This is a genomic window from Shimazuella sp. NTD250, from assembly GCF_059510375.1.
Genome location: NZ_JCAJZS010000001.1, coordinates 210,426 through 232,202, shown reverse-complemented (window position 1 = coordinate 232,202; position 21,777 = coordinate 210,426). Strand labels below are relative to the sequence as shown.

Here is a 21,777-nt window from a genome sequence, read left to right as displayed (position 1 = left end):
GTGTATAGTAAAAAGAACTTGTCCGATTGGACAAGTTCTTTTTACGTGTAGAAGATTACAATCCGAAAAGGGTAAGCAAATGAAACAAAAGAAAAGCAATAATTGCAGTTATCGGCAGGGTAAGAATCCAAGCATACACGATTTTAGTGGCAATACTCCAGCGAACACTTCGAATACGATCTGCTATTCCTACTCCGATAATTGCGCCTGTGATCGTATGGGTGGTGCTGACGGGTACACCGATTTTGGCAATGGTAGTGAGTAATATCGCTGCCCCGGTCTCCGCAGCAAATCCTTGTGGTGTTTCCAATCGACTAAGCCTAGAACCTACAGTTTGTATGACTTTTGCTCCTCCAATTGCAGTTCCTAGTGCCATGGCAAGACCGCAAGAGATCATCACCCAAAAAGGTACACTGAATTCTTTATGGTAATTTCCAGCAACAAGTGCCATTCCGATGATACCCATCGCTTTTTGGGCATCAGATGCGCCGTGGCTGAAAGCCATAAACGCAGCAGAAATCAACTGCAAAGGACGAAAGGTACGCTTAACTTTGGATGGTTGTTTATTGCGAAAGATACCGCGAATGATCTTAATGATAATAAAACTGATCAATGCACCTAATATAGGAGAGACAACCAAACCAAGAAGAATGATAAGAATTCCATGAATCTTAAGAATACCAACCCCTTTGAAGGCAACAGCAGCACCGATGAGACTGCCGATAAGAGCATGAGAAGAACTAGTAGGCAGTCCCATCAGTACGGTGACAACATTCCAAACAATCACAGAAAGGAGTGCTGCTATAAGCACTACTAGGGAGATATTTTTAGGATCGACGATATCTTTTCCGATCGCTTTAGCTACTTCGGTAAAAAAGAGGGCTCCTACTAAATTTAACACGGCTGCCATCATAATCGCTTTTGCTGGGGAGAGCGTCCTTGTTCCTACAACGGTAGCGATTGCATTTGCGGTGTCATGCCATCCATTTGTAAAGTCGAAGGCTAGCGCTAAGAGGATGACAACGATGACTAATAAAGTAAGCTCAGGCATACTTCATGACCACTCTTTCCATCACATCCATCAAATCTTCAAATGTATCACTGACATCTTCCAGTCTTTCATATATCTCTTTCATTTTTATAAGGTTTAAGAGATCTACTGGTTCTTCGAATAACGTATGTACACTTTCTCTCATGAGGCGATCGCCTTCATTTTCTAATTCATTTATGTCAATAGAAATCTTACGAATGGTTTGGAAGTCCTTTTTTTCTAAAGCGACAAATGCTTTATGCGACAAATTGGCACATTTGACGAGGTTATCTGCAAATTGAATGAGGTAAGGAGTGGTTTGATCTATCTTATAGTAAACAAATCTTGCGGTACATGCTTCTACTTCATCAAGGACATCATCAAGGTGTCCAGCTAAAGCCATGATATCTTCACGGTCGAGTGGAGGTACAAAAGTTTGATCCAATTCTTTCAGTATGAGGTGAGTGTATTCATCTCCTTTGGACTCTAAGTCTTTTATAATTTCTGCATATTTTTCTTTCTCTTGAAGCGTTTCCACATCTTCGCGAAATAATTTAACAGCTTCAACTATGTTTAAAGTTGCATCTGTTAATGTTTGATAAAAGAAACGATCTTTTGAACGATTAAATAGCAAGTTAATTCCTCCTGATATATGAATACATGGATTTATTTACCTTACCAATCTAATGTAATAGAAAGATAACTCCATAGGTTAAAAATAAATAAAAATTTAACCATACCTTAACAGTCAATAGTGCGCGCTTTTTGATTTTTCCCTATTCCTGACAGCCCTATTCCAATCCATCCTCCTACGAGGATACCAAAAGTATTCATCATCAGGTCATCGACATCAAAGACCCCAAGTCCCGTCATACCTTGGATGATTTCAATGATAGACATGAGTATCAAACCGTATAAGGAAGAACGGGGTACTGACTTCGTAAGATAGACAAAGAATATCCCCATAGGTATGAACAATAATGTATTTCCTCCCACATACCAAATCCTATTTTTTAAAGATAAATTTTGCAGAAGTTCTACCGTATGTACAAAAGGGATAAAATTCCACCCTGAAACAGAAAAGGTTTTGGAACGGAACAACAGTAGTGTACTCATCCAAGTTAAATAGATAGAACCAAGTAAGTAATAACCATTTGGAAAAGTTCGTTTCGTTATGACAAACAAGACTACAAGAAAGAAAGGAGTAGTACCGATGAGTGTGAGATGTGCACGTGTATCGGTAAGCGATTGAAAGATCATAAAACTGAGCAAAGTGCTGCATGATAAACTTCCCAAGAATGCCAAAGTATAAAAGCGAACCCTCAAATCATCCTTCCCTCCCAACTAGCCTATATCTTACTAAAAATAATGAACAAATTCCTTTGATTTAGAATAATTTTTTACTACAATTGATTTTTCCTCTACACAAAATGAATGGTTTGGATTATAATTTAGCCAAGGGCAACTTTTTTAGTTCTGTCAAATAAAATTGTTATAGACAAAGAAATGGTAGACAAGGGGAGGGAATAAAAAATGGAGTCAATAACAGTGAAAGAAAAAGTACCATCTTCATCTGGCTGGAGAAGAGAAAGAGTAAATCCATCTTTGCGCGAGGTTTATCGCACCATGCCAGTACCTAAAAAAGGTTCAGGATTTCGTAAATTTTTAGCATTTGTCGGTCCTGGTTATTTAGTTGCAGTCGGCTACATGGACCCTGGTAACTGGGCAACTGATCTTGCTGGCGGATCGACCTTTATGTACACTTTGCTTTCCGTCATCTTACTATCTAATTTAATGGCTATCTTATTGCAAGCTCTATCAGGTAAATTAGGAATTGTTACTGGCAGGGACTTAGCCCAAGCGTGTCGTGATCATTACAGTAAACCTGTTTCTTTTGTTTTATGGATACTTTGTGAGTTGGCTATCGCGGCATGTGATCTTGCAGAAGTCATAGGCTCTGCGATTGCACTTAATCTCTTATTTGGGATTCCCCTCTTATATGGGGTAATCATTACTGCGCTCGATATCTTACTTGTATTGCTCTTGCAAAATAAAGGATTTCGTCATATCGAGGCACTTGTGATATCTTTGATTGCTATCATCGGTTTGTGTTTTGCAGTTGAACTTGTATTAGCTTCACCAGATATGTCCAAAGTAGTTCAGGGTTTTGTTCCGAGTACAGAGATTGTTACAAATCCAGCAATGCTCTATATTGCGATTGGTATTTTAGGTGCTACCGTCATGCCGCACAATCTATATCTTCACTCTAGTATTGTACAGACGAGAGCTTATGAGGAAACACCAGAAGGAAAGCGAAGTGCCATCAAATTTGCAACATGGGATTCTTCGACTGCTTTGATGTTTGCACTCTTTATCAATGCAGCGATCTTGATCTTATCTGCTGCAACCTTCCATGGAACAGGAAAACCAGTAGATGACATCAGTCAAGCGTATGAGCTGCTGACTCCTCTCCTTGGAACATCGATTGCTAGTATTTTATTTGGGGTAGCATTATTAGCATCTGGCCAAAACTCAACTCTTACTGGAACATTAGCAGGTCAGATTGTAATGGAAGGTTTTCTCAATATTCGACTCAAACCTTGGCTGCGCCGATTGATTACCAGAATGATTGCCATTATTCCAGCGGTAATTGTCACTGCGCTATACGGCTCATCTGGCACGGTACAACTACTTGTTTTTAGCCAAGTAATCTTATCTCTGCAACTCTCATTTGCCGTTTTTCCTCTTGTGCAATTTACAAGTGATAAGAAAAAAATGGGCGAGTTTGCAAATCCATTGTGGTTAAAAATCTTAGCTTGGACCGTAGCAGTAGTCATTGCGGGATTAAATATATATTTGCTATACAACACAGCTATTACCTTTTTCAAGTAAAACCAGGAGAGTATTTCCTGGTTTTTTTATATTTGATGGCAGAAAATACTAGATTATTCAACAGGTGAACATTTTAAAATTAAGGATTGACAGTCGATGATCTTTTATACATAATAAGTTATGTAATTACTTTAAGTAAGTGATTGAATAATATTTAGTTCATAACATGGAGGTATCATCATGGCAAATACATTTTTAGAAGCAGTTGAAGCTAGACGTACTTATTATGGATTGAGTAAAAAGGAAGTAGTGAATCCTGAACGTGTAAAAGAAATCGTAAACGAAGCTGTAAAACATAGCCCTACTGCTTTTAACTCACAAAGTTCACGAGCTGTTGTACTGTTTGGAAAAGAATCCGATAAAGTTTGGGATATTACCAAAGAAGAACTACGAAAAATTGTACCAGCTGAAAACTTTGCAGCGACAGAAGAACGCATCAATGGATTTGCTGCTGGATATGGAACGGTATTGTTTTTTGAAGACCAAACTGTAGTAGAAAATTTGCAAGAACAATTTGCACTCTATGCAGATAACTTCCCAATCTGGTCCAACCAATCTTCTGGTATATTGCAATTTGTGGTATGGACAGCTTTGGAACAAGAAGGATTAGGAGCTTCTTTGCAGCACTACAACCCACTGATTGACGAAGAAGTGCATGCAACTTGGAACCTTCCAAAAGAATGGAAACTCATTGCCCAAATGCCATTTGGAAAACCAACTGCACAGCCGGGTGCAAAAGATTTTCACCCATTAGAAGATCGAGTGAAGATTTTTGGATAATAGTCTTATAGAAGAAGGGACAACCGTACAGATGTTGTCCCTTCTTTTTTTATATGCTTTCCTTTAAAATGAAGTTGGCAAAGGATTGTGATTATCTTCATCATTGGAAAAAGTAAGACGACATCCACGGAATTGTTAGGAAAAAAGTATTTTCAAGATGTTAGTTAACATGTAGAATATAATTCAAGCAAGTACTAAAACTCATTAGGAGGAGAAATAATGGAAGGGTCTCGTTCGATAGACCAAGCATCTGTTGATTATCTATCATCACTAGTAGTGAAAGGGAATGTGGAAAAACATCACAACCTACTAGGTGAGGGTTTGAGTGGACAAGTATTCTCCTTTGAAAATTTTGCAGTGAAAGTGTACAAAGAAGATTTCAGTGAAAATGAAGATTATAAGATGTTAGCCAGTCTTGATGCTCATCCTATGTTTCCAAAACTGCATTTTCAAAATGAAAAGTTTATGGTTGTAGATCAAGTAAAAGGTTATACCTTAGCGCAATTGCGTGATGCAGGTTATAAACTAAAAGATGCGCAGTTCCGCCAATTAGAGCAAACAATTGAAGAATGTTATGCTTCCGGAATCATTCCCCATGACATTCACTTGAACAATATAATGCTAGATGAAAATGGTAATATGAAAATCATTGACGTAGGTCGCTTTTTTTACAGCGATCACAAAGAAGATTACATGGAGAAAATTCATGAGGATTTAGAAAAGATTAAGTACCATTGTGGAATATTTAGTCTGTTCTCTTCTTCGAGAAGAAGACGTCGCCGTCATCACTATACCAGCAGCCGTCCACATCATCACTATACATCGTCGTCACATCGACATCACCATCGTCATCACAGACCACATCGTCACCACCATCATTCCCGTTCTTCTTTCTCCTTCTCCTTTTCTTAAGAGAGGAGGAGTTACCTCAGGGCATACGCTCTGGGGTATTTTTTTGTCTATAAAATGGGTCCGGCACTGCATCCGATGTTGCTTTGGATGCAGTGCCGGTGCCCGAGGAGCGATGGATCAGAGAGTCTGTCCCGCCAGTGCTCGCTTCAGAGCCGAGTAGTCACGGTTGATCCACGAGCCGGTCAGCGACTCGTTGTGAGCAGCGATCCAGACGACAGCAATCTGGTTCATGGATCGCATGTCACCACCCTGCTGTGCCTCGTCGATCATCATCTGAGCGTAGTACTGGTCGACAACGGCCACCTTGCCACAGATACCGCCCAGCTTCTGCTGCATGTTTCCCTTGAGAGCAGGCCAGTTGTTCCTGATCTGGAGCAGGAGCTCGTGCCCGGACTTGGTCGGACCATAGTGATCGACCTTGTAGAACAGGGTGTTGGTGTCGATCACACCCCACTCCCATCCGTTGATCAGAGCCTTGACAGCGTTCTTGCCGTCGTAGATGGATCGATCGCCCTTGTGGGGCTGGACGATCTGCATCTCACACTTCTCTGCCTCGGGAGTCGGGGTGGCGGTTGCCACCGGCTTCTCCGTGGGTTCCTGCGTGACCGGCGCCTCGGGCGCCTTCGAGCTGGGTGCCTGAGACGGCTCCGGCGAGGCACTCGGCGAGTTGCCGGTGATCGGGATGTTGACGGAGTACCCGGGCCGCGGCGACGTGGTGAAGTCCACCGTGTCCTTCTGGCTGTCGAGTGCGAAGGCTGTGCCCGCGAAGGCCATACCACCGATGACGACGGCAGCGATCAGCCGGAACAGCTTCCGCTGAGGCCTCGGCGTGTGGTCACGCTGATCGTCCTCGTTGACGTCCTTCATGCCAGCGAGAAGCTTGGTGTTGTCGTTACCGTTGTCGAAATTGTTGTCGCTCAAAATTGCTCCTCGGACAGTCCCTAAAATATTAGGGAGTTGACTTTTACGTATTTTTATTATACTGCATAATGGAAATTTTGATAATAGAAAAAAGCCCCAATTGCTAGGCAACAGGGCTAGAGTTACGATTGCGTTTAAAAATCCATGGGCTGATTGATATAGATCAAGTATAGTTCTAGATATAGGAAGAACAGCAGCGGGATGGCGCTTAAGATTATACCGATCACGGTCAAAAGACTTCCGTTGGTGGCGTAGTAGCTGTAAATACTGACGATAAGTGCTATAATTCCGAGGATATTGGTCAATATTTGGATACTTGGGATAAAGACCAAGATAAAGGTTAAAATTCCGAGTATTAACGAAGCGAATGCTAAGTTGGTCGGTGTTATGTTTTTCAGCGGGTTTGGAGTTTTGTTTTCATTTGGGTTTTGATTTGGTTCCATCAATGGCAACTCCTTTTCATCACAGTATAAAAAGTATAACAAAAGGAAAGTGTTTGCGCTAACAATTTTGAAAAAAGGATGGGAAAATATGAATAATCGAATTGAGCAAATTGCCAAATGGTTACAAACGGAGAATTTAGATGCTGCTTTCCTCACCTCAAGTGCTAATGTATTTTATCTCACTCATTTTGCTTGTGAACCTCATGAGAGGTTGCTAGGTATCTTAATTTTCCCAGATAGAGAACCTCTTTTGGTTTGTCCACTTTTGGAAATAGATCGAGTGAAAGCATCCGGTTGGACTGGAGAAATATATGCTCATCAAGATGGAGAAAACCCTTGGAAATGTCTCAAAGACCATGCTTTTTCTCATACAAAAAACAACTTGAAACTTGCTATTGAAACGGATCATTTGACATATGGACGAGCATTGAATATGAAAGAGGTGCTTGGCATTGAAGCATTTGTATCGATCGATGAGCAAATCCGCAAGATGCGTATGCATAAAACCGCTAATGAGATGAAAATCTTGCGCGAAGCTGCTAAATTTGCAGACAAGGCCATACAATATGGTATAGATGCTCTCAAGCTGGGTTGTACGGAATTAGAAGTGAAAAATCAGATCGAAGCTAAGCTTTTGGAACAAGGGATCACGCAGATGGCATTTTCAACGATGGTGTTGTTTGGGGAAAGAACGGCACTTCCTCATGGAGAAGCAGGTAAACGTGCCCTTCAAAAAGGGGATTTGGTTTTATTTGATCTTGGGGTGGTAGTCGATGGTTATCGTTCAGATATCACTAGAACAGTTGCATTTGGAAAAGTTTCAGAGGAACAACGGCGAATTTATCAAGTAGTTCGAGAGGCAAATGAACAGGCGATTCAGTCAGTTTTAACAAGAGAAGCAGCTACATTTGGGCAAATAGACAGCGTTGCCCGTCAGCACATTGAGCACGCAGGATATGGGAAATATTTTACCCATCGTCTAGGTCATGGTTTGGGAGTTGAAGCACATGAATATCCTTCTGTATCAGGTGATAATTTGCTTCCTCTGGCATCTGGAATCCTATTTACCGTAGAACCAGGTGTGTACGTTCCAGAGGTAGGTGGAGTTCGAATCGAGGATATGGTTCTGATTACGGATGATGGTTGTGAAGTGCTGACTTCTTTTCCAAAAGATTTACAAATAATTTCGCTCTAAAAGAAAGGGTGGAGCTATGCGTATGTTTTCTCGTACATTTGGCATGGTACTGACAGCATTGTTGGTAACTTTCTTATGGGGAAGTGTAGCTCCAGCCATTAAACTCGGCTATCAGTCACTAGGTATAGAAGCTCATCAGATCGGCTCGCAGCTTGTATTTGCTGGACATATCACATTACTGGCAGCATTCGTGTTGTTTGTCTTTCTCCTAACCAATAAACAGCAGCTCAGCTTGTCTCTCGTGCATTTTTGGCCAGTGACCAAAGTTGCTCTCTTTCAAGTTTTTCTCAACTATCTATTCTTTTTTATCGGCGTTAGTCTCAGTACGGGAACAATTGGTGCGATCATGGCTGGGACGACTTCTTTTTTTCAAATTTTGTTTGCTCATTTCCTGTGGAAACAAGAACAGCTCACTTGGACAAAGAATGTTGGTTTGCTAATCGGTCTTGTAGGCCTTATTATGCTTAATGTAACAAGTTCTTTTCAGTGGCATATTGGATGGGGAGATCTTTTCCTCTTTTTTAGTGTATTAACAGGTGCATGGGGAAACTTGTTAGCAAAAAATCTTGTTACATCCATCAGTACCTTGCGGATGACAGCCTATGCTGTACTATTTAGTGGAGTTGGCTTGTTTGCGGTTGGGATGGGAATAGTAGGGACCTATCCTTTTTCCTTTTCCCTTCGATCCACTATCCTCTTGTTTTATTTGGGAGTCATGACAGCAACAGCTCTGTTTTTATGGAATTCGTTGATGCAACGTTTTCCAGTTGGGCAAGTGTCTCTGTTTTTACTCTTTATCCCTGTATTTGGAGTCTTTATTTCCTCAGCTGTATTAAATGAACAGTTGCAAAACAATGTGTTTGTAGCATTTATACTCATTGTAATGGGAATAGGAGTTATCCATCTGCCTCAGAGTATCGCGAGGAATAAGGGAATGTTGAAATAAGGAATATCGAAAGGTAATACGTTTGGGGAGAGAGATATGCTGGAGTTTGCGTTTACCTTTTTAGAGCGTTGTGGGATATGGGGTCTTTTTGGTGCTACGGCGATAGAAGCTACCTCTTTACCATTTCCAGGAGCACTGTTTGTCCTGCTATATGGTCATATCATGGAAGTCAGCAGTTGGCAGTTAGTGTTAATCGGTTTGGTCAATAGTTTGATTTTTAGTTTATTTACCCTGATTCCGTATGCCATCGGCTATCAATTGGAAAGCTTTTCATCCAAAAAAATGGATGCGGAGAAAGTGAAAAAAGCACAAAAGTGGTTTCGTAAGTATGGAGAGTGGAGTATTACTTTATCACGTCCGTTAAGTGTTGGAAACTATGTATCTTATATAGCAGGTTTGAGTAAGATCAAACCAATACGGTTTTTCTTTTTTACTTTTCTCGGATCTTTCCCGTGGAATACCGTGTTGTTATTTATTGGGCGTTCGAGCAGTATTGCAGGAATTCAAAAGTTTCTCACGACACTAGGCAAATTTGGTACAGTTACGATCATTGTATTGGTGATCATCGCATCAGTGTGGGGGATTGTTTGGTGGAATCGAAGAAAAAGTCAAAAGAAAGCAAATGAAAAAAGCGGCCTCTAGCCGCTTTTTCAAGTTGGATTACTTAAGTAAACGAATATGCGCTTTTTTGATGGAGTGCGGACCACCAGTGATTTCTAGATAACCTTGGTTTATGTTTAAAGAAGTATCAAATAAGAGGGTGACATTTTTTCGTTCCATTGATTCTAACTTTTGGTGAAAGAAACCTTCTCCATTTCCGTTTACTAACAAATCAAGGGTGACGTCGGGATGATAGATCTTTCCATGATCATCAACCAAGCGAAACATACTTGGCTCAATCATGATTGGTTCACTGCTTTGATTGATAATACCGATATTCACCATTAGATAGGCTATTTTCGCTTTGTGGTTAATACCATCTAGTGTTAACTGTTTCTTTTGCTGTATATCTGTCATCACAATAGAAAATGGACGTGCTTTCACATAATCTCCTGCTATAGGATCAGGACTATCGGGTCTCATATAATTTTCTTTCATATTTGCTTTTGGTAAAGTTGTATCGACTGGCTGACAAGCGGTCAATACTACCAATAATAACGCTGTGAAAAAGCCTAATTTCAAAGTGAATCCTCCTATACCTTGTTTTGCAAGCTATTTTCTAACTATGTTATAGTAGGCACGAGCGTGTTTTCATGGAGGGATTGAGATGTTTTCATCATTTGTGCCAAATCAATATGTACCATCCATTTATAAGATTAACCTAGAAGAGCTGAAAGAAAAAGGGATGAAATCCATCATTGTTGACTTAGACAATACTTTGGTAGAATCTGACCGCAAAGATGCTACCCCTCTTTTGATCGAATGGTTAGAACGTCTCCAACAGTTAGGATTTCAAGTTATGATTGTATCAAATAATAGTAAAACAAGGGTATCGCAATTTGCAATTCCACTGCAAATACCATTTATCCATAAAGCTAGAAAGCCTCTGTCATCTTGTTTTCGCAAGGCAATGTCACAGTTAGATACAGATGTCAGCCAAACGGTGATGGTAGGTGATCAATTGCTGACAGACGTTTTAGGGGGAAATCGGATGGGATTATACACCATACTAGTAGTGCCGATTTCCAAAACAGAAGGTTTTTCTACGAAAATAAATAGACGAATAGAGCGTTTGGTATTTCGCTGGATGGAAAAGCGTGGATTACTTGCGAGAGAAGGGAATAATTAATCGTGAAGTTTTGTGAAGGTTGTGGCATACAGCTTCAGACCGAAGATGAGAAAAAGCCAGGATATGTACCACCAGCTGCTTTGGAAAGGGAGCATCAATATTGCAAAAGGTGTTATCGCATCCGTCATTATAATGAGTTATCCGCAGTGGAACATGATCCCGATATTTATTTACAAATACTTGGACAAATAGCGGATACCAACAGTTTGGTTGTACAGATTGTAGATTTATTTGATATCGCTGGCAGTTGGATTCCGGGAATTCACCGTCATATTGGCAACAATCCCTTGCTTTTGTTTGGCAATAAAATGGATTTGTTTCCTCAGTCTGTGAAGGCAGGAAAGCTAAAAGAATGGATATATATGTACGCAAAAGAGATGGGTGTGGGGCCTGTCGATGTTGTAGTGGGAAGTGCAGCTAAGCAAGATAAAATGCAAGAAGTGCGAAATGCGATCGAGAAGTATCGTCAAGGTCGAGATGTCTATATCGTTGGAGTTACCAACGTTGGAAAATCCACTTTCCTTAATTATTTGTTAGAGGAGCCGATCATTACGACTTCTCCATATCCAGGTACCACATTGGATGTGATCCACATCCCCCTTGATGATGGACAAAACATTGTAGATACACCTGGAATCGTAAAGAAGAATAGAATTAGTGAGTGGATTTCCCCAAAAGAACTGGGTAAAGTGATTCCCAATAGTCGTTTAAATCCAAAAGTGTACCAACTAAACAGTGATCAAACGATCTTTTTTGCAGGTTTGGCTCGTTTTGATTATGTAGAAGGTCAGCGGCAGGCGTTTACCTGTTATTTTTCTAATCAATTGTATCTCCATCGTACCAAACAAGAACAAGCGAATGCATTTTATGAAAAGCATCTTGGGGAAATGCTGCAACCTCCTCATGACCCTACGGACTTGCCAGCCCTTCAAAAACATCGAATTGTATTAACTGGTGGATCAAAACAAGATATCGTGATTTCTGGATTGGGCTGGATCGCTTGTGGAAAAGAGCGTGGAGTAGTTGATGTTTATGCTCCAAAAGGGATAGAGGTAACGCTGCGTTCATCCATTATTTAAATTTTTAGAAAGAGATAGAGGAGAAACGATGAAAATAACAGCTTATACACGTCCGCTTGGATTAATCGGTTATCCTGTAACGCATTCCAAATCTCCCGAGATGTTAAACGAAGTTTGCCGTATTTTAGGGATACCGGCAGTGTATTTGGCTTATTCGGTTAAACCGGATGATTTAGAAGAAGCAGTTAAGGGGATGAGAGCATTGAATTTTATTGGTTTCAATGTGACGATTCCCCACAAAGTTGCTATTATCCCTTTTCTCGATGAACTGGATGATACGGCAAAAGAGATAGGTGCTGTCAATACTGTAGTGAACAAAGAGGGCAAACTGATCGGCTATAATACAGATGGAGTAGGATATTTGCGTTCGCTTCAAGAGGAGACTTCTTTTTCGCTGCAAGGTAAAACAGTCACTATTTTAGGAGCAGGTGGTGCTGCGAGAGCGGTAAGTATTACCTTGGCAAAAGCTGGAGTAAAAGAGATATTTATCGCCAATCGAACACAGCAAAAAGCGGAGGAACTGTCAGAAACCCTTCGTACTTTTACAAAAACACAGGCTGTATCGTTGTTGGAAGCACAGGAAACCATTGCTCAGTCTGATCTATTAGTAAATACGACTTCAATTGGTATGTCGCCACATACCGATCAGACCCCTGTTCCAGCTGATTTCTTACATGCCGGGCTCTTGGTGAGTGACTTGATTTATCGCCCAAAAGACACCAAATTATTGACATCAGCAAAACAAATAGGTGCGCAGACACATGGTGGTTTAGGGATGCTTTTATACCAAGCAGCTGTAGCAGTAGAGCATTGGTTTGGTGAGACTGCTCCGATTGTCCAAATGCGAGCAATTTTGGAAAAAGAGGCGTAATATGAAAATAGGTATCATTGGTGGAACTTTTGACCCGATTCATATGGGACATTTATTAATTGCGGAACAAGCAAGGGATCGGATGGAATTGGACAAAGTGTGGTTTATCCCAACTGGACAACCTCCACACAAACAAGGACATCCTATCACCCCTGCAAAACATCGGTTAGCAATGGTACAAATTGCTACGGAAGAAAATTCCGCTTTTGAGGTGTTAGATTGGGAGATAAAAAGGGAAAAACTATCTTATACCATCGATACAGTGAACTGGGCGGTGAAAGCTTATCCCACTTATCAGTTTTCTTTAATCGTTGGTACAGACATGGTGGATAATCTGCCCAGCTGGTACCAAATAGACAAATTGGTTGAGCATGTATCGATTATCGCCATGCACCGTCCAGGCTTTACAGCTGAGTCACTCCCTGAATTTATTCAGGAGAAAGTACGTTGGGTGGAAGATGCGGTGGAAATTTTCTTGTCGGCGTCTCAGCTTCGAAACAATATCATAGGAGGCCGTTCTTTTCGTTATGCTGTCCCAAGTGGAGTTTGCCGCTATATAGAGGAGCATCAATTGTATGAACCGACAAGATTATCTTGATCGTACCTGTGAGCAATTGCCTCTATCTAGATGGGAACATACACTGCGGGTAGTTGAAACAGCAGCCGGATTGGCGGAGCGATATGAGGCAGATAAAGAAAAAGTGGATACCGCAGCAATTCTTCATGACTACTGCAAATTTTGGACGGCAGAAGAATTAATTTTTGCAATAAAACAGTACAAACTACCCCAAGATCTATTATTATATAATCAAGAGCTATGGCATGGACCAGTTGCTTCTGTAGTCGCAGCCAAGGAATTCGGGATTCAGGACATCGACATCACCAATGCGATTTTTTATCACACTACTGGCAGGCCAGACATGAGCCTAGTAGAAAAAATCGTCTTTCTTGCAGATTACATTGAACCGGCAAGAAAGTTTCCTGGGGTTGACGCTGCAAGACAACTCGCCCAAAAAAGTTTGGATGAAGCCATAGTCCTTGCATTGAAGCAAACGATTCAATTTCTCATTTCATGTGGTCAGCGCGTGTATCCGCTGACTTATGATACACTCAAAAGTTTGACCGAGCATGAAGTTGACATCTGAGGGAGGAATCCGGTTGAATCTAGTGGAGATCGCAACGCTTGCGGCTACCGCTGCCGAGGAAAAAAAGGCGCAAGACGTATCTGTGTTGGATATTCGTGACGTTTCTTCTTTTGCTGATTACTTTGTGATTTGTCACGGAGGTTCTCGTACACAAGTAGAAGCCATAGCTACAGCAATTAAGAAAAAATGCGAGGAGAAAAAAATTCGCATTAAAGGAATTCAAGGACTACAAGAGGCTCGTTGGGTGCTGATTGATATCGGTGATGTGGTCGTTCATGTTTTCCACCGAGATGAACGGGATTTTTACGATTTGGAGCGTCTCTGGGGAGACGCACAGCCCGTTAGTATCACAGGTTAATAGGATAGAAAGAAAAGCCCTTCCTATGAGGGGCTTTTTGCTTAGAAAATGAATAGTTCCAACGTTCCCCTATATGCGCACTCCCCGCACCGACCGAAGTCAGTACGGGGAGCTTTGTACGATGGATGAAGTTCGTCTCTTACCTCTTAGGCAATGAGAACTCACGTCCATAGATGGTTAGGCAGATGAACCCTTGGATTCATAGATTAGGATATACGAAGTATTTTCTATTATTTTCAATCTCTTTTCTATAAACCTGTTCCAGATACTCTATTTCTGGAGAAAAGTTGAATCTTACCGTTCCAGGAATTCCAAAGAACATGAGTTTTTTAAGATCTTGATATGCTCTGCATGCTACTGGTTCCACGATTGTCTCAGTACGAAGGGAACTGACAAACTTGTCATAGAATTCTTCCGCACTTTCATCCGTCCAGCACAATCGAAACCAACGGTTGAATTGTGGTTTCTTACCGTTTCTCTCCACCATCTGCAACAGAAGAAGCAAACACTTTTGAAAATGATGGATGGCGACTTGAAGATCCAACCCAAATTCACTCTGGTAACGTTCAAAAGCAATGAGTTGTCTCCCATACAAACCACACGCGATGGGAAGTTCATCCGATCGCATATAATACTCTTCATTCAGCCAAGTTTTCAACAAGAGCCATCGAGAAGAGTGCTTGGTAATCCTCTTTCCTTGACTTCGTTTTTTCTTTTGCTTTGGCTTGATGAAGTAAAGGAATCCCAAGGAAGTCATCAGCAGAGGGACAATCGCGAGCCACATACGGTCAGCTCCCAGCAGTCCCCACATCAGACCCGCATACACGGGACCAATGACGCCGCCGAGCTGCCTCATTGTCGTATGAGTAGCGTTTGCTGTTCCCAGCCGTTGTGCTGTTTGGTTGACCTTCTCCAAGATGGCAAGTCCTGTACCAGACATGGACATTCCGATGAGCATCCCAATCAACAGAAGAAGCCAAAAAGGATCATGCTTGTGGATCAAGGTAAAACTCAGGATCAGGAACAGGATCCCGCTTGTGATTACGATCTTATTCCAGCGGACTACCAGTTTGGGCATAATTGTAATCGACAAGGCACCATTTACCACCTCTGAAACGAAGAAAACCATTCCAGAACGATCGCCGACATAGGGGGTAAAGTAGGCGAGAAAAGCCCAGTACGCTGAACTGATCCCCACATCGGGAAGGGCAGCAATCAAAGCCTTCTTATTAAAGGTTTTCTGTGGCCAGCGAATCAGCGTTAGTACGGACTTCTTGAGCTTCCTCCGCCAATATCTTTTTTCTCGACGGACATTTCGATGGCCATAGCGATCCGCTAGGATTACCCAAGAGACAACCAAGGTAGCCAGTCCACCGAAACACACCGCCAGAAGCCAGAGCAGATGGACGTGATGAACGAGCTTCAATCCATAGACCGTGGCCACTCCTGCACCTAGATAGTTCAGCCCACTGATCAGCCCATGAATCTTTGCTCGAAAACCTTCACTAGCGGACAAGACCCTCATACGGACATAAACCAAAATGGCATTCAATACTTGGGAAAACAGAACACCATTCAGTACTCTAATTGCCACATATGCCTGAAGACTATGGGCAAAGGGATACAATCCATATACTCCAGCCAAGCAAGGCAAGAAGAGGAGCAACAGTCGTTGAGGGCCATACCGTTCTGTCATGTTTCCGACGAACAAGGTACACAGCAGGGTTGTCATAGTATACGAGGTGACGATCATACCTGTCGGCAGTCCCTGTTCATACACAACCAAATGCAGGGGTTGCGTGATGAACGATGGAATCGCAGCAACAACGAGAATCTGGGACAGAATCACCCCAGCTAGTTGGAGATATTCCAGCTTAAGTGTGCGCCATTTGGCGATTCTTCTCACCAAAACTCCTTTGCGTGAAGAGCTTACTTTTTCCTTAATCTTACTTAATTTTCTGGATGATAACAAGTTAACCTTCATTCTCTAAAATGCGCACTCCCCGTACCAACCGAAGTCAATACGGGGAGCTTTGTACGATGGATGGAGTTCGTTTTTTACCTCATTGGCAATGAGAACTCACATCCATAGATGTCTAGTCGGATGAATCCGAACTTATATCGTAAAGGTCCTCCCAGGAGAATCGCTCTTTACTTTCCTCCGGCCAAAATTCTTTTCTTCCTTTATCTTGTTCATAGCCATTAGGAGGACCAGGTTCGAGCTCTTCTGCATAAACCTTTTCTAGGTACGCAATTTCTGGAGAAAAGTCGAACTCCTTCAGAATTTTAAGAACTCGATACGCTTTGCATGCTGTTGTTTCTGAACGCCACGGGAACCTTGACCGATCTTCATCTTCACGAATGCGACTGACAAGCTTTTCACAGTACTCTTCCGCACTTTCATTTGACCATCGTGGTACAAGCCGCTCATTGCAAAAGGTGAATTGTGATTGCTTACCGTTTCTTTCCACCATCTTCAAGAGAAGAAGCAAACACTTTTGAAAATGATGGATGGCGGCGTGAAGATCCAACCCAAGTTCTTTCTGGTACTCCTCAAAGGAAACGAATTCTCTCCCATATACTGCATACGGGATGTGAAGTTTCTTTCCATGCATGTAATACTCTTCATCCAGCCATATTTTCAACAAGAGCCATCGAGAAGAGAACTTGGTAATCCTCGTCCCTCGACTTCGTTTTTGTTTTGGCTTAGGATTGACGAAGTAAAGGAATAGCAGGGAAGACATCAGCAGAGGGACGATGGCGAGCCACATACGGTCAGCTCCCAACTGTCCCCACATCAGACCCGCATACACGGGACCAATGACGCTGCCGAGCTGCTTCAAGGTAGTAGCAGTAGCGTTAGCTGTTCCCAGTCGTTTTGCTGTCTGGTTGACCTTCTCCAAGACGGCAAGTCCTGTACCGGACATGGACATTCCGATGAGCATCCCAATCAACAGAAGAAGCCAAAAAGGATCATGCTTGTGGATCAAGGTAAAGCTCAGGATCAAGAACAGGATCCCACTTGTGATTACGATTTTATTCCAGCGGACTACCAGTTTGGGCATAATCGTAATCGACAAGGCACCATTTACTACCTCTGAAACGAAGAAAACCATGCCAGAACGATCGCCGACATAGGGGGTAAAGTAGCTGAGAAAAGCCCAGTACGCCGAACTGATTCCCACATCGGGAAGGGCTGCAATCAAAGCCTCTTTGTTAAAAGCTTTCTGTGGCCAGCGAATCAGTGTGAGTACGGACTTCTTGATCTTCCACCGCCAATATCTTTTTTCTCGACGGTTGACTCGACGGCTATAGCGATCAGCTAGGATTACCCAAGAGACGACCACGGCAGCCAGTCCGCCGAAACACACTGCGAGCAGCCAGAGCAGATGGACGTGATGAACGAGCTTCAATCCATAGGCAGTGGCAACTCCTGCACCTAGAAAGTTCAGCCCATTGATCAGACCATGAATCTTTGCTCGAAAACTTTCACTAGTGGACAAGACCCTCATACGGACAAATACCAAAATGGCATTCAATACTTGGGCAAACAGCACACCATTTAGTACCCGGATTGCCACATATGCCTTCAGACTATGAGCGAAGGGATACAATCCATATACCCCAGCCAAGCAAGGCAAGAAGAGGAGCAATAGTCGCTGAGGGCCGTATCGCTCTGTGATGTTCCCGACAAACAAGTTAAACAGAAGGGCTGTCATGGTATACGAGATGACAATCATACCTGTTGGCAATCCCTGTTCATACACAACCAAGTGCAGGGGTTGAGTGATGAACGATGGAATCGCAGCAACCACAAGAATCTGGGACAGGATCACCCCAGCTAGTTGGAGATATTCCAGCTGAAGTGTGCGCCACTTGGCGATCCTTCTCACGATAACTCCTTTGCGTGAAGAGCTTACCTTTCCCTTAATTTTACTTAATTTTCTGGATGATAACAAGTTAACCTTCATTCCCTAAAATGCGCACTCCCCGTACCGACCGAAGTCAGTACGGGGAGCTTTGCACGAAAGATGGAGTTCGTCTCTTACCTCATAGGTAATGAGAACTCACGTCCAGAGATGGTTAGATGACGATGCAGTAGTACTGTTGGAACATGTTCTGATAGATAACCAGCCACCGGTTGTCTTGGAGGCGGATTGCATCCCCCCTTCCAAACCCGAGGCCACTAATGTCATGTACGCTGTGCTTCTCTTGTACTCGACGGGGTTGATCCCAAATGAGCTGGGTTAGCTGGTTTGGGACGGTGATGACCGACTCGGATAGATTGGTTTCGAGAAGGGTGTTGATGAACCTCGCCGTTGCAATTTCTGTCCTCCAATTCCCTCCTGGGAACTCAGTAGGGATGTGGAGTCGAAGCCGCCTCTCCATCTCGTCGGGGCTGATGACGTGTTTGGGCTCGTTTTCGGTTTTTTGGGAGCTGGGAGTGGTTGCACCACACATCTTCGTTTCTCTTTTCTGGACGTCATAGACATCCAACTCGCGTGATTGTTGATCTTGCTAGTAATATTATTTATTGCACGGTAACAGACATTCAAGATGATTAGTGTTAAGAAATCGTTAATCAATCGTAAATAGATAAATGTTGTTTCACAAGTTAGGAGGTGTTAGCAAGAGTTCATGGAACGCTGATTGATATCGTTGATGGTCTTGTTCCTGTTTCCTAGGGGAAAAATAAATTTCAATAAGTTAAGGTAAGAGAGGAGAAAACATGAGGAATTTTCTTATACTTGGGGCAAGTAAGGGTTTAGGTGATGCTTTTGAAAATTGTTTCTTACAGTAAACTAGATAATGTGATAAATGTGTGGTCTGCCTTTTTTTTAACGTCTCATGTGTAATAGAAATTCATCAGAATACTGATTCATAATCAAACTAGATATTATTTTAAGAATATTCAAAAGACCGTGGCAACTCCTGCACCTAGAAAGTTCAGACCGCTGATCAGACCATGAATCCTTGCTCGAAAACCTTCACTAGCGGATAAGACCTTCATACGGACAAGAACCAAAATGGCATTCAATACTTGGGAAAACAGAACACCATTTAGTACCCGGATGGCCACGTATACCTGAAGACTATGAGCAAAAAGATACAATCCATATACCCCAGCCAAGCAAGGCAAGAAGAGGAGCAACAGTCGCTGAGGGCCGTATCGCTCTGTCATGTTTCCGACGAACAAGGTACACAGCAGGGTTGTCATGGTATACGAGATGACGATCATACCTGTCGGCAATCCCTGTTCATACACAACCAAATGCAGAGGTTGAGTGATGAACGATGGAATCGCAGCAACAACAAGAATCTGGGACAGCATCACCCCAGCTAGTTGGAGATATTCCAGCTGAAGTGTGCGCCATTTGGCGATCCTTTTCACCAAAACTCCTTTGTGTGAAGAGCTTATCTTTCGCTTTATTTTACTTAATATTCTGGATGATAACAAGTTAACCTTCATTCCCTAAAATGCGCACTCCCCGTACCGACCGAAGTCAGTACGGGGAGCTTTGTACGATGGATGGAGTTCGTTTCTTACCTCAGCGGCAATGAGAACTCACATCCGGAGATGTCTTATATCGGGAAGTGTGAAGGAGAATCCCTCTTTACTTCCCTCCGGCCAAAGTTCTTTTCTTCTTCTATCTTGTTCATGGCCATCAGGAAGACCAGGTTTGATTTCTTTTGTATAAACCTTTTCTAGGTATGCAATTTCTGGAGAAAAGTCGAACTCCTTCAGTAGTTTAAGATCATGATACGCATAGTATGCTGTTTCTGAACGCCACGTGAATCTTGACTGCTCAGCACGAAGGAGTTTGTCATAGTACTCTTCCGCACTTTCATCCAACCATCGCGGCGCATACAGCTCATTACAAAAGTTGAATTGTGATTTCTTACCGTTTCTTTCCACCATCTTCAAGAGAAGAAGCAAACACTTTTGAAAATGATGGATGGTGACGTGAAAATCCAACCCGAGTTCCTTCTGGTACTGCTCAAAGGCAACGAGTTGTCTCCCATATACGTAATGCGGGGTGTGAAGTTTATTTCTTTGCATGTAATACTCTTCATCGAGCCACATTTTCAACAAGAGCCATCGAGAAGAGTACTTGGTAATCCTCGTCCCTCGACTTCGTTTTTGCTGAGGCTTAGGCTTGACGAAGTAAAGGAATCCCAAGGAAGCCATCAGCAGAGGGACAATGGCGAGCCACATACGGTCAGCTCCCAGCAGTCCCCACATAAGACCCGCATACGCGGGTCCAATGACGCTGCCAAGCTGCTTCATGGTAGTAGCAGCTGCGTTTGCTGTTCCCAGTCGTTTTGCTGTCTGATTGACCTTCTCCAAGATGGCAAGTCCTGTACCGGACATGGACAGTCCGATGAGCATCCCAATCAACAGAAGAAGCCAAAAAGGATCATGCTTGTGGATCAAGGTAAAACTCAGGATCAAGAACGTGATCCCACTGGTGATTACGACCTTATTCCAGCGGACTACCAGTTTGGGCATAATCGTAATCGACAAGGCACCATTTACCACCTCGGAGACGAAGAAAACCATGCCAGAACGATCGCCGACATAGGGGGTAAAGTAGCTGAGAAAAGCCCAGTACGCTGAACTGATCCCTACATCGGGAAGGGCAGCAATCAAAGCCTCCTTGTTAAAGGCTTTCTGTGGCCAGTGAATCAGCGTGAGTACGGATTTTTTGAGCTTCCACCGCCAATATCTTTTTTCTCGACGGTTCTTACGATCAGCTAGGATTACCCAAGAGACGACCACGGTAGCCAGTCCGCCGAAACACACCGCGAGCAGCCAGAGTAGATGGACGTGATGAACGAGCTTCAGTCCATAGACCGTGGCAACTCCTGCACCTAGAAAGTTCAGCCCATTGATCAGACCATGAATCCTTGCTCGAAAGCCTTCACTAGCGGACAAGACCCTCATACGGACAAGAACCAAAATGGCATTCAATACTTGGGAAAACAGAACGCCATTTAGTACCCTAATTGCCACATAAGCTTTCAGACTATGAGCAAAGGGATACAATCCATACACTCCAGCCAAGCAAGGCAAGAAGAGGAGCAACAGTCGCTGAGGACCGTATCGCTCTGTCATGTTTCCGACGAACAAGGTACACAGGAATGTTGTCATGGTATACGAAATGACGATCATACCTGTCGGCAATCCCTGTTCATACACAACCAAATGCAAGGGTTGAGTGATGAACGATGGAATCGCAGCAACCACTAGAATCTGGGATAGAATCACCCCAGCTAGTTGGAGATATTCCAGCTGAAGTGTGCGCCATTTGGAAATCCTTCTCACCAAAACTCCTTTGTGTGAAGAGCTTACCTTTCCCTTTATTTTACTTAATCTTCTGGATAGTAACAAGTTAACGTTCGAGTAGTATGGTA

General features: G+C 42.7%; 23 protein-coding genes. 12 read left to right on the top strand and 11 right to left on the bottom strand.

Annotation, left to right across the window (positions count from 1 at the left end):
- Window positions 1–55 precede the first annotated feature (55 nt).
- The 3 genes from AC5WOF_RS01225 to AC5WOF_RS01215 form a co-directional block, all read right to left on the bottom strand.
- The gene (locus AC5WOF_RS01225) at window positions 56–1,051 is read right to left on the bottom strand and encodes an inorganic phosphate transporter (protein ID WP_496048134.1); all 996 of its coding nucleotides are present in this window, start codon (window positions 1,049–1,051) and stop codon (window positions 56–58) included.
- Window positions 1,044–1,664, bottom strand: a complete 621-nt coding sequence (locus AC5WOF_RS01220; RefSeq protein ID WP_496048133.1) for a DUF47 domain-containing protein — start codon at window positions 1,662–1,664, stop codon at window positions 1,044–1,046. The genes AC5WOF_RS01225 and AC5WOF_RS01220 overlap by 8 nt, the downstream gene beginning before the upstream one ends.
- A gap of 107 nt (window positions 1,665–1,771) precedes the next feature.
- Window positions 1,772–2,356: a VanZ family protein gene (locus AC5WOF_RS01215; protein WP_496048132.1), complete on the bottom strand. Its 585-nt coding sequence runs from the start codon at window positions 2,354–2,356 to the stop codon at window positions 1,772–1,774.
- 207 nt (window positions 2,357–2,563) lie between these two features.
- On the opposite strand from AC5WOF_RS01215, the gene AC5WOF_RS01210 reads away from it, so the two are divergent.
- From AC5WOF_RS01210 to AC5WOF_RS01200, 3 genes are all read left to right on the top strand, one after another.
- On the top strand, window positions 2,564–3,922 hold the full coding sequence (locus tag AC5WOF_RS01210) for an Nramp family divalent metal transporter (protein WP_496048131.1): 1,359 nt from the start codon (window positions 2,564–2,566) through the stop codon (window positions 3,920–3,922).
- Between the two features lie 180 nt (window positions 3,923–4,102).
- Window positions 4,103–4,702, top strand: coding sequence for a nitroreductase family protein (locus tag AC5WOF_RS01205; RefSeq protein WP_496048130.1), 600 nt, complete (start codon window positions 4,103–4,105; stop codon window positions 4,700–4,702).
- Between the two features lie 219 nt (window positions 4,703–4,921).
- Window positions 4,922–5,614 carry an AarF/UbiB family protein gene (locus AC5WOF_RS01200; RefSeq protein WP_496048129.1) on the top strand — a complete coding sequence of 231 codons (693 nt, stop codon included), beginning with the start codon at window positions 4,922–4,924 and terminating at the stop codon, window positions 5,612–5,614.
- A 117-nt stretch (window positions 5,615–5,731) separates the two neighbouring features.
- Here AC5WOF_RS01200 and AC5WOF_RS01195 read toward each other — a convergent pair whose 3' ends face one another.
- Window positions 5,732–6,535: a hypothetical protein gene (locus tag AC5WOF_RS01195; protein WP_496048128.1), complete on the bottom strand. Its 804-nt coding sequence runs from the start codon at window positions 6,533–6,535 to the stop codon at window positions 5,732–5,734.
- Between the two features lie 134 nt (window positions 6,536–6,669).
- Window positions 6,670–6,981 (bottom strand): hypothetical protein, encoded by a 312-nt coding sequence (locus tag AC5WOF_RS01190; protein ID WP_496048127.1) that lies wholly within the window; start codon window positions 6,979–6,981, stop codon window positions 6,670–6,672.
- Window positions 6,982–7,066: 85 nt separating this feature from the next.
- Between AC5WOF_RS01190 and AC5WOF_RS01185 the strand changes: the two genes are divergently transcribed.
- Genes AC5WOF_RS01185 through AC5WOF_RS01175 form a run of 3 tightly spaced genes read left to right on the top strand, consistent with a single transcriptional unit; the run spans window position 7,067 to window position 9,761 of the window.
- Window positions 7,067–8,173, top strand: coding sequence for a M24 family metallopeptidase (locus tag AC5WOF_RS01185; protein ID WP_496048126.1), 1,107 nt, complete (start codon window positions 7,067–7,069; stop codon window positions 8,171–8,173).
- A gap of 22 nt (window positions 8,174–8,195) precedes the next feature.
- Window positions 8,196–9,119 carry a DMT family transporter gene (locus tag AC5WOF_RS01180; protein WP_496048125.1) on the top strand — a complete coding sequence of 308 codons (924 nt, stop codon included), beginning with the start codon at window positions 8,196–8,198 and terminating at the stop codon, window positions 9,117–9,119.
- A gap of 36 nt (window positions 9,120–9,155) precedes the next feature.
- Window positions 9,156–9,761 (top strand): DedA family protein, encoded by a 606-nt coding sequence (locus AC5WOF_RS01175; protein WP_496048124.1) that lies wholly within the window; start codon window positions 9,156–9,158, stop codon window positions 9,759–9,761.
- Between the two features lie 18 nt (window positions 9,762–9,779).
- Here the strand turns inward: AC5WOF_RS01175 and AC5WOF_RS01170 are convergent, their stop codons facing one another.
- Window positions 9,780–10,301: a DUF4352 domain-containing protein gene (locus tag AC5WOF_RS01170; protein ID WP_496048123.1), complete on the bottom strand. Its 522-nt coding sequence runs from the start codon at window positions 10,299–10,301 to the stop codon at window positions 9,780–9,782.
- Between the two features lie 85 nt (window positions 10,302–10,386).
- On the opposite strand from AC5WOF_RS01170, the gene AC5WOF_RS01165 reads away from it, so the two are divergent.
- The 6 genes from AC5WOF_RS01165 to rsfS are packed head-to-tail and all read left to right on the top strand — an operon-like array spanning window position 10,387 to window position 14,361.
- Window positions 10,387–10,908: a YqeG family HAD IIIA-type phosphatase gene (locus tag AC5WOF_RS01165; RefSeq protein ID WP_496048122.1), complete on the top strand. Its 522-nt coding sequence runs from the start codon at window positions 10,387–10,389 to the stop codon at window positions 10,906–10,908.
- Between the two features lie 2 nt (window positions 10,909–10,910).
- Window positions 10,911–11,987: a ribosome biogenesis GTPase YqeH gene (yqeH, locus tag AC5WOF_RS01160; RefSeq protein WP_496048121.1), complete on the top strand. Its 1,077-nt coding sequence runs from the start codon at window positions 10,911–10,913 to the stop codon at window positions 11,985–11,987.
- A gap of 28 nt (window positions 11,988–12,015) precedes the next feature.
- Complete coding sequence (locus tag AC5WOF_RS01155) at window positions 12,016–12,858, top strand: shikimate dehydrogenase (RefSeq protein WP_496048120.1); 843 nt, start codon at window positions 12,016–12,018, stop codon at window positions 12,856–12,858.
- A gap of 1 nt (window position 12,859) precedes the next feature.
- On the top strand, window positions 12,860–13,456 hold the full coding sequence (locus AC5WOF_RS01150) for a nicotinate-nucleotide adenylyltransferase (protein WP_496048119.1): 597 nt from the start codon (window positions 12,860–12,862) through the stop codon (window positions 13,454–13,456).
- Complete coding sequence (gene yqeK / locus AC5WOF_RS01145) at window positions 13,434–14,003, top strand: bis(5'-nucleosyl)-tetraphosphatase (symmetrical) YqeK (RefSeq protein ID WP_496048118.1); 570 nt, start codon at window positions 13,434–13,436, stop codon at window positions 14,001–14,003. The genes AC5WOF_RS01150 and yqeK overlap by 23 nt, the downstream gene beginning before the upstream one ends.
- Window positions 13,987–14,361: a ribosome silencing factor gene (rsfS, locus tag AC5WOF_RS01140; RefSeq protein WP_496048117.1), complete on the top strand. Its 375-nt coding sequence runs from the start codon at window positions 13,987–13,989 to the stop codon at window positions 14,359–14,361. The genes yqeK and rsfS overlap by 17 nt, the downstream gene beginning before the upstream one ends.
- A gap of 199 nt (window positions 14,362–14,560) precedes the next feature.
- On the opposite strand, the gene AC5WOF_RS01135 is transcribed toward rsfS, so the two are convergent.
- The 5 genes from AC5WOF_RS01135 to AC5WOF_RS01115 all read right to left on the bottom strand — a co-directional run bounded on the left by AC5WOF_RS01135 (window position 14,561) and on the right by AC5WOF_RS01115 (window position 21,688).
- On the bottom strand, window positions 14,561–16,267 hold the full coding sequence (locus tag AC5WOF_RS01135) for an MFS transporter (RefSeq protein WP_496048116.1): 1,707 nt from the start codon (window positions 16,265–16,267) through the stop codon (window positions 14,561–14,563).
- A gap of 190 nt (window positions 16,268–16,457) precedes the next feature.
- Entirely contained in the window at window positions 16,458–18,254 is a 1,797-nt protein-coding gene (locus AC5WOF_RS01130) for an MFS transporter (RefSeq protein ID WP_496048115.1), read from the bottom strand.
- A gap of 299 nt (window positions 18,255–18,553) precedes the next feature.
- A complete protein-coding gene (locus AC5WOF_RS01125; protein WP_496048114.1) occupies window positions 18,554–18,700 on the bottom strand; it encodes a hypothetical protein in 147 nt (48 codons plus the stop codon).
- Between the two features lie 573 nt (window positions 18,701–19,273).
- Complete coding sequence (locus AC5WOF_RS01120; protein ID WP_496048113.1) at window positions 19,274–19,753, bottom strand: hypothetical protein; 480 nt, start codon at window positions 19,751–19,753, stop codon at window positions 19,274–19,276.
- Between the two features lie 174 nt (window positions 19,754–19,927).
- The gene (locus tag AC5WOF_RS01115) at window positions 19,928–21,688 is read right to left on the bottom strand and encodes an MFS transporter (RefSeq protein WP_496048112.1); all 1,761 of its coding nucleotides are present in this window, start codon (window positions 21,686–21,688) and stop codon (window positions 19,928–19,930) included.
- Window positions 21,689–21,777 lie beyond the last annotated feature (89 nt).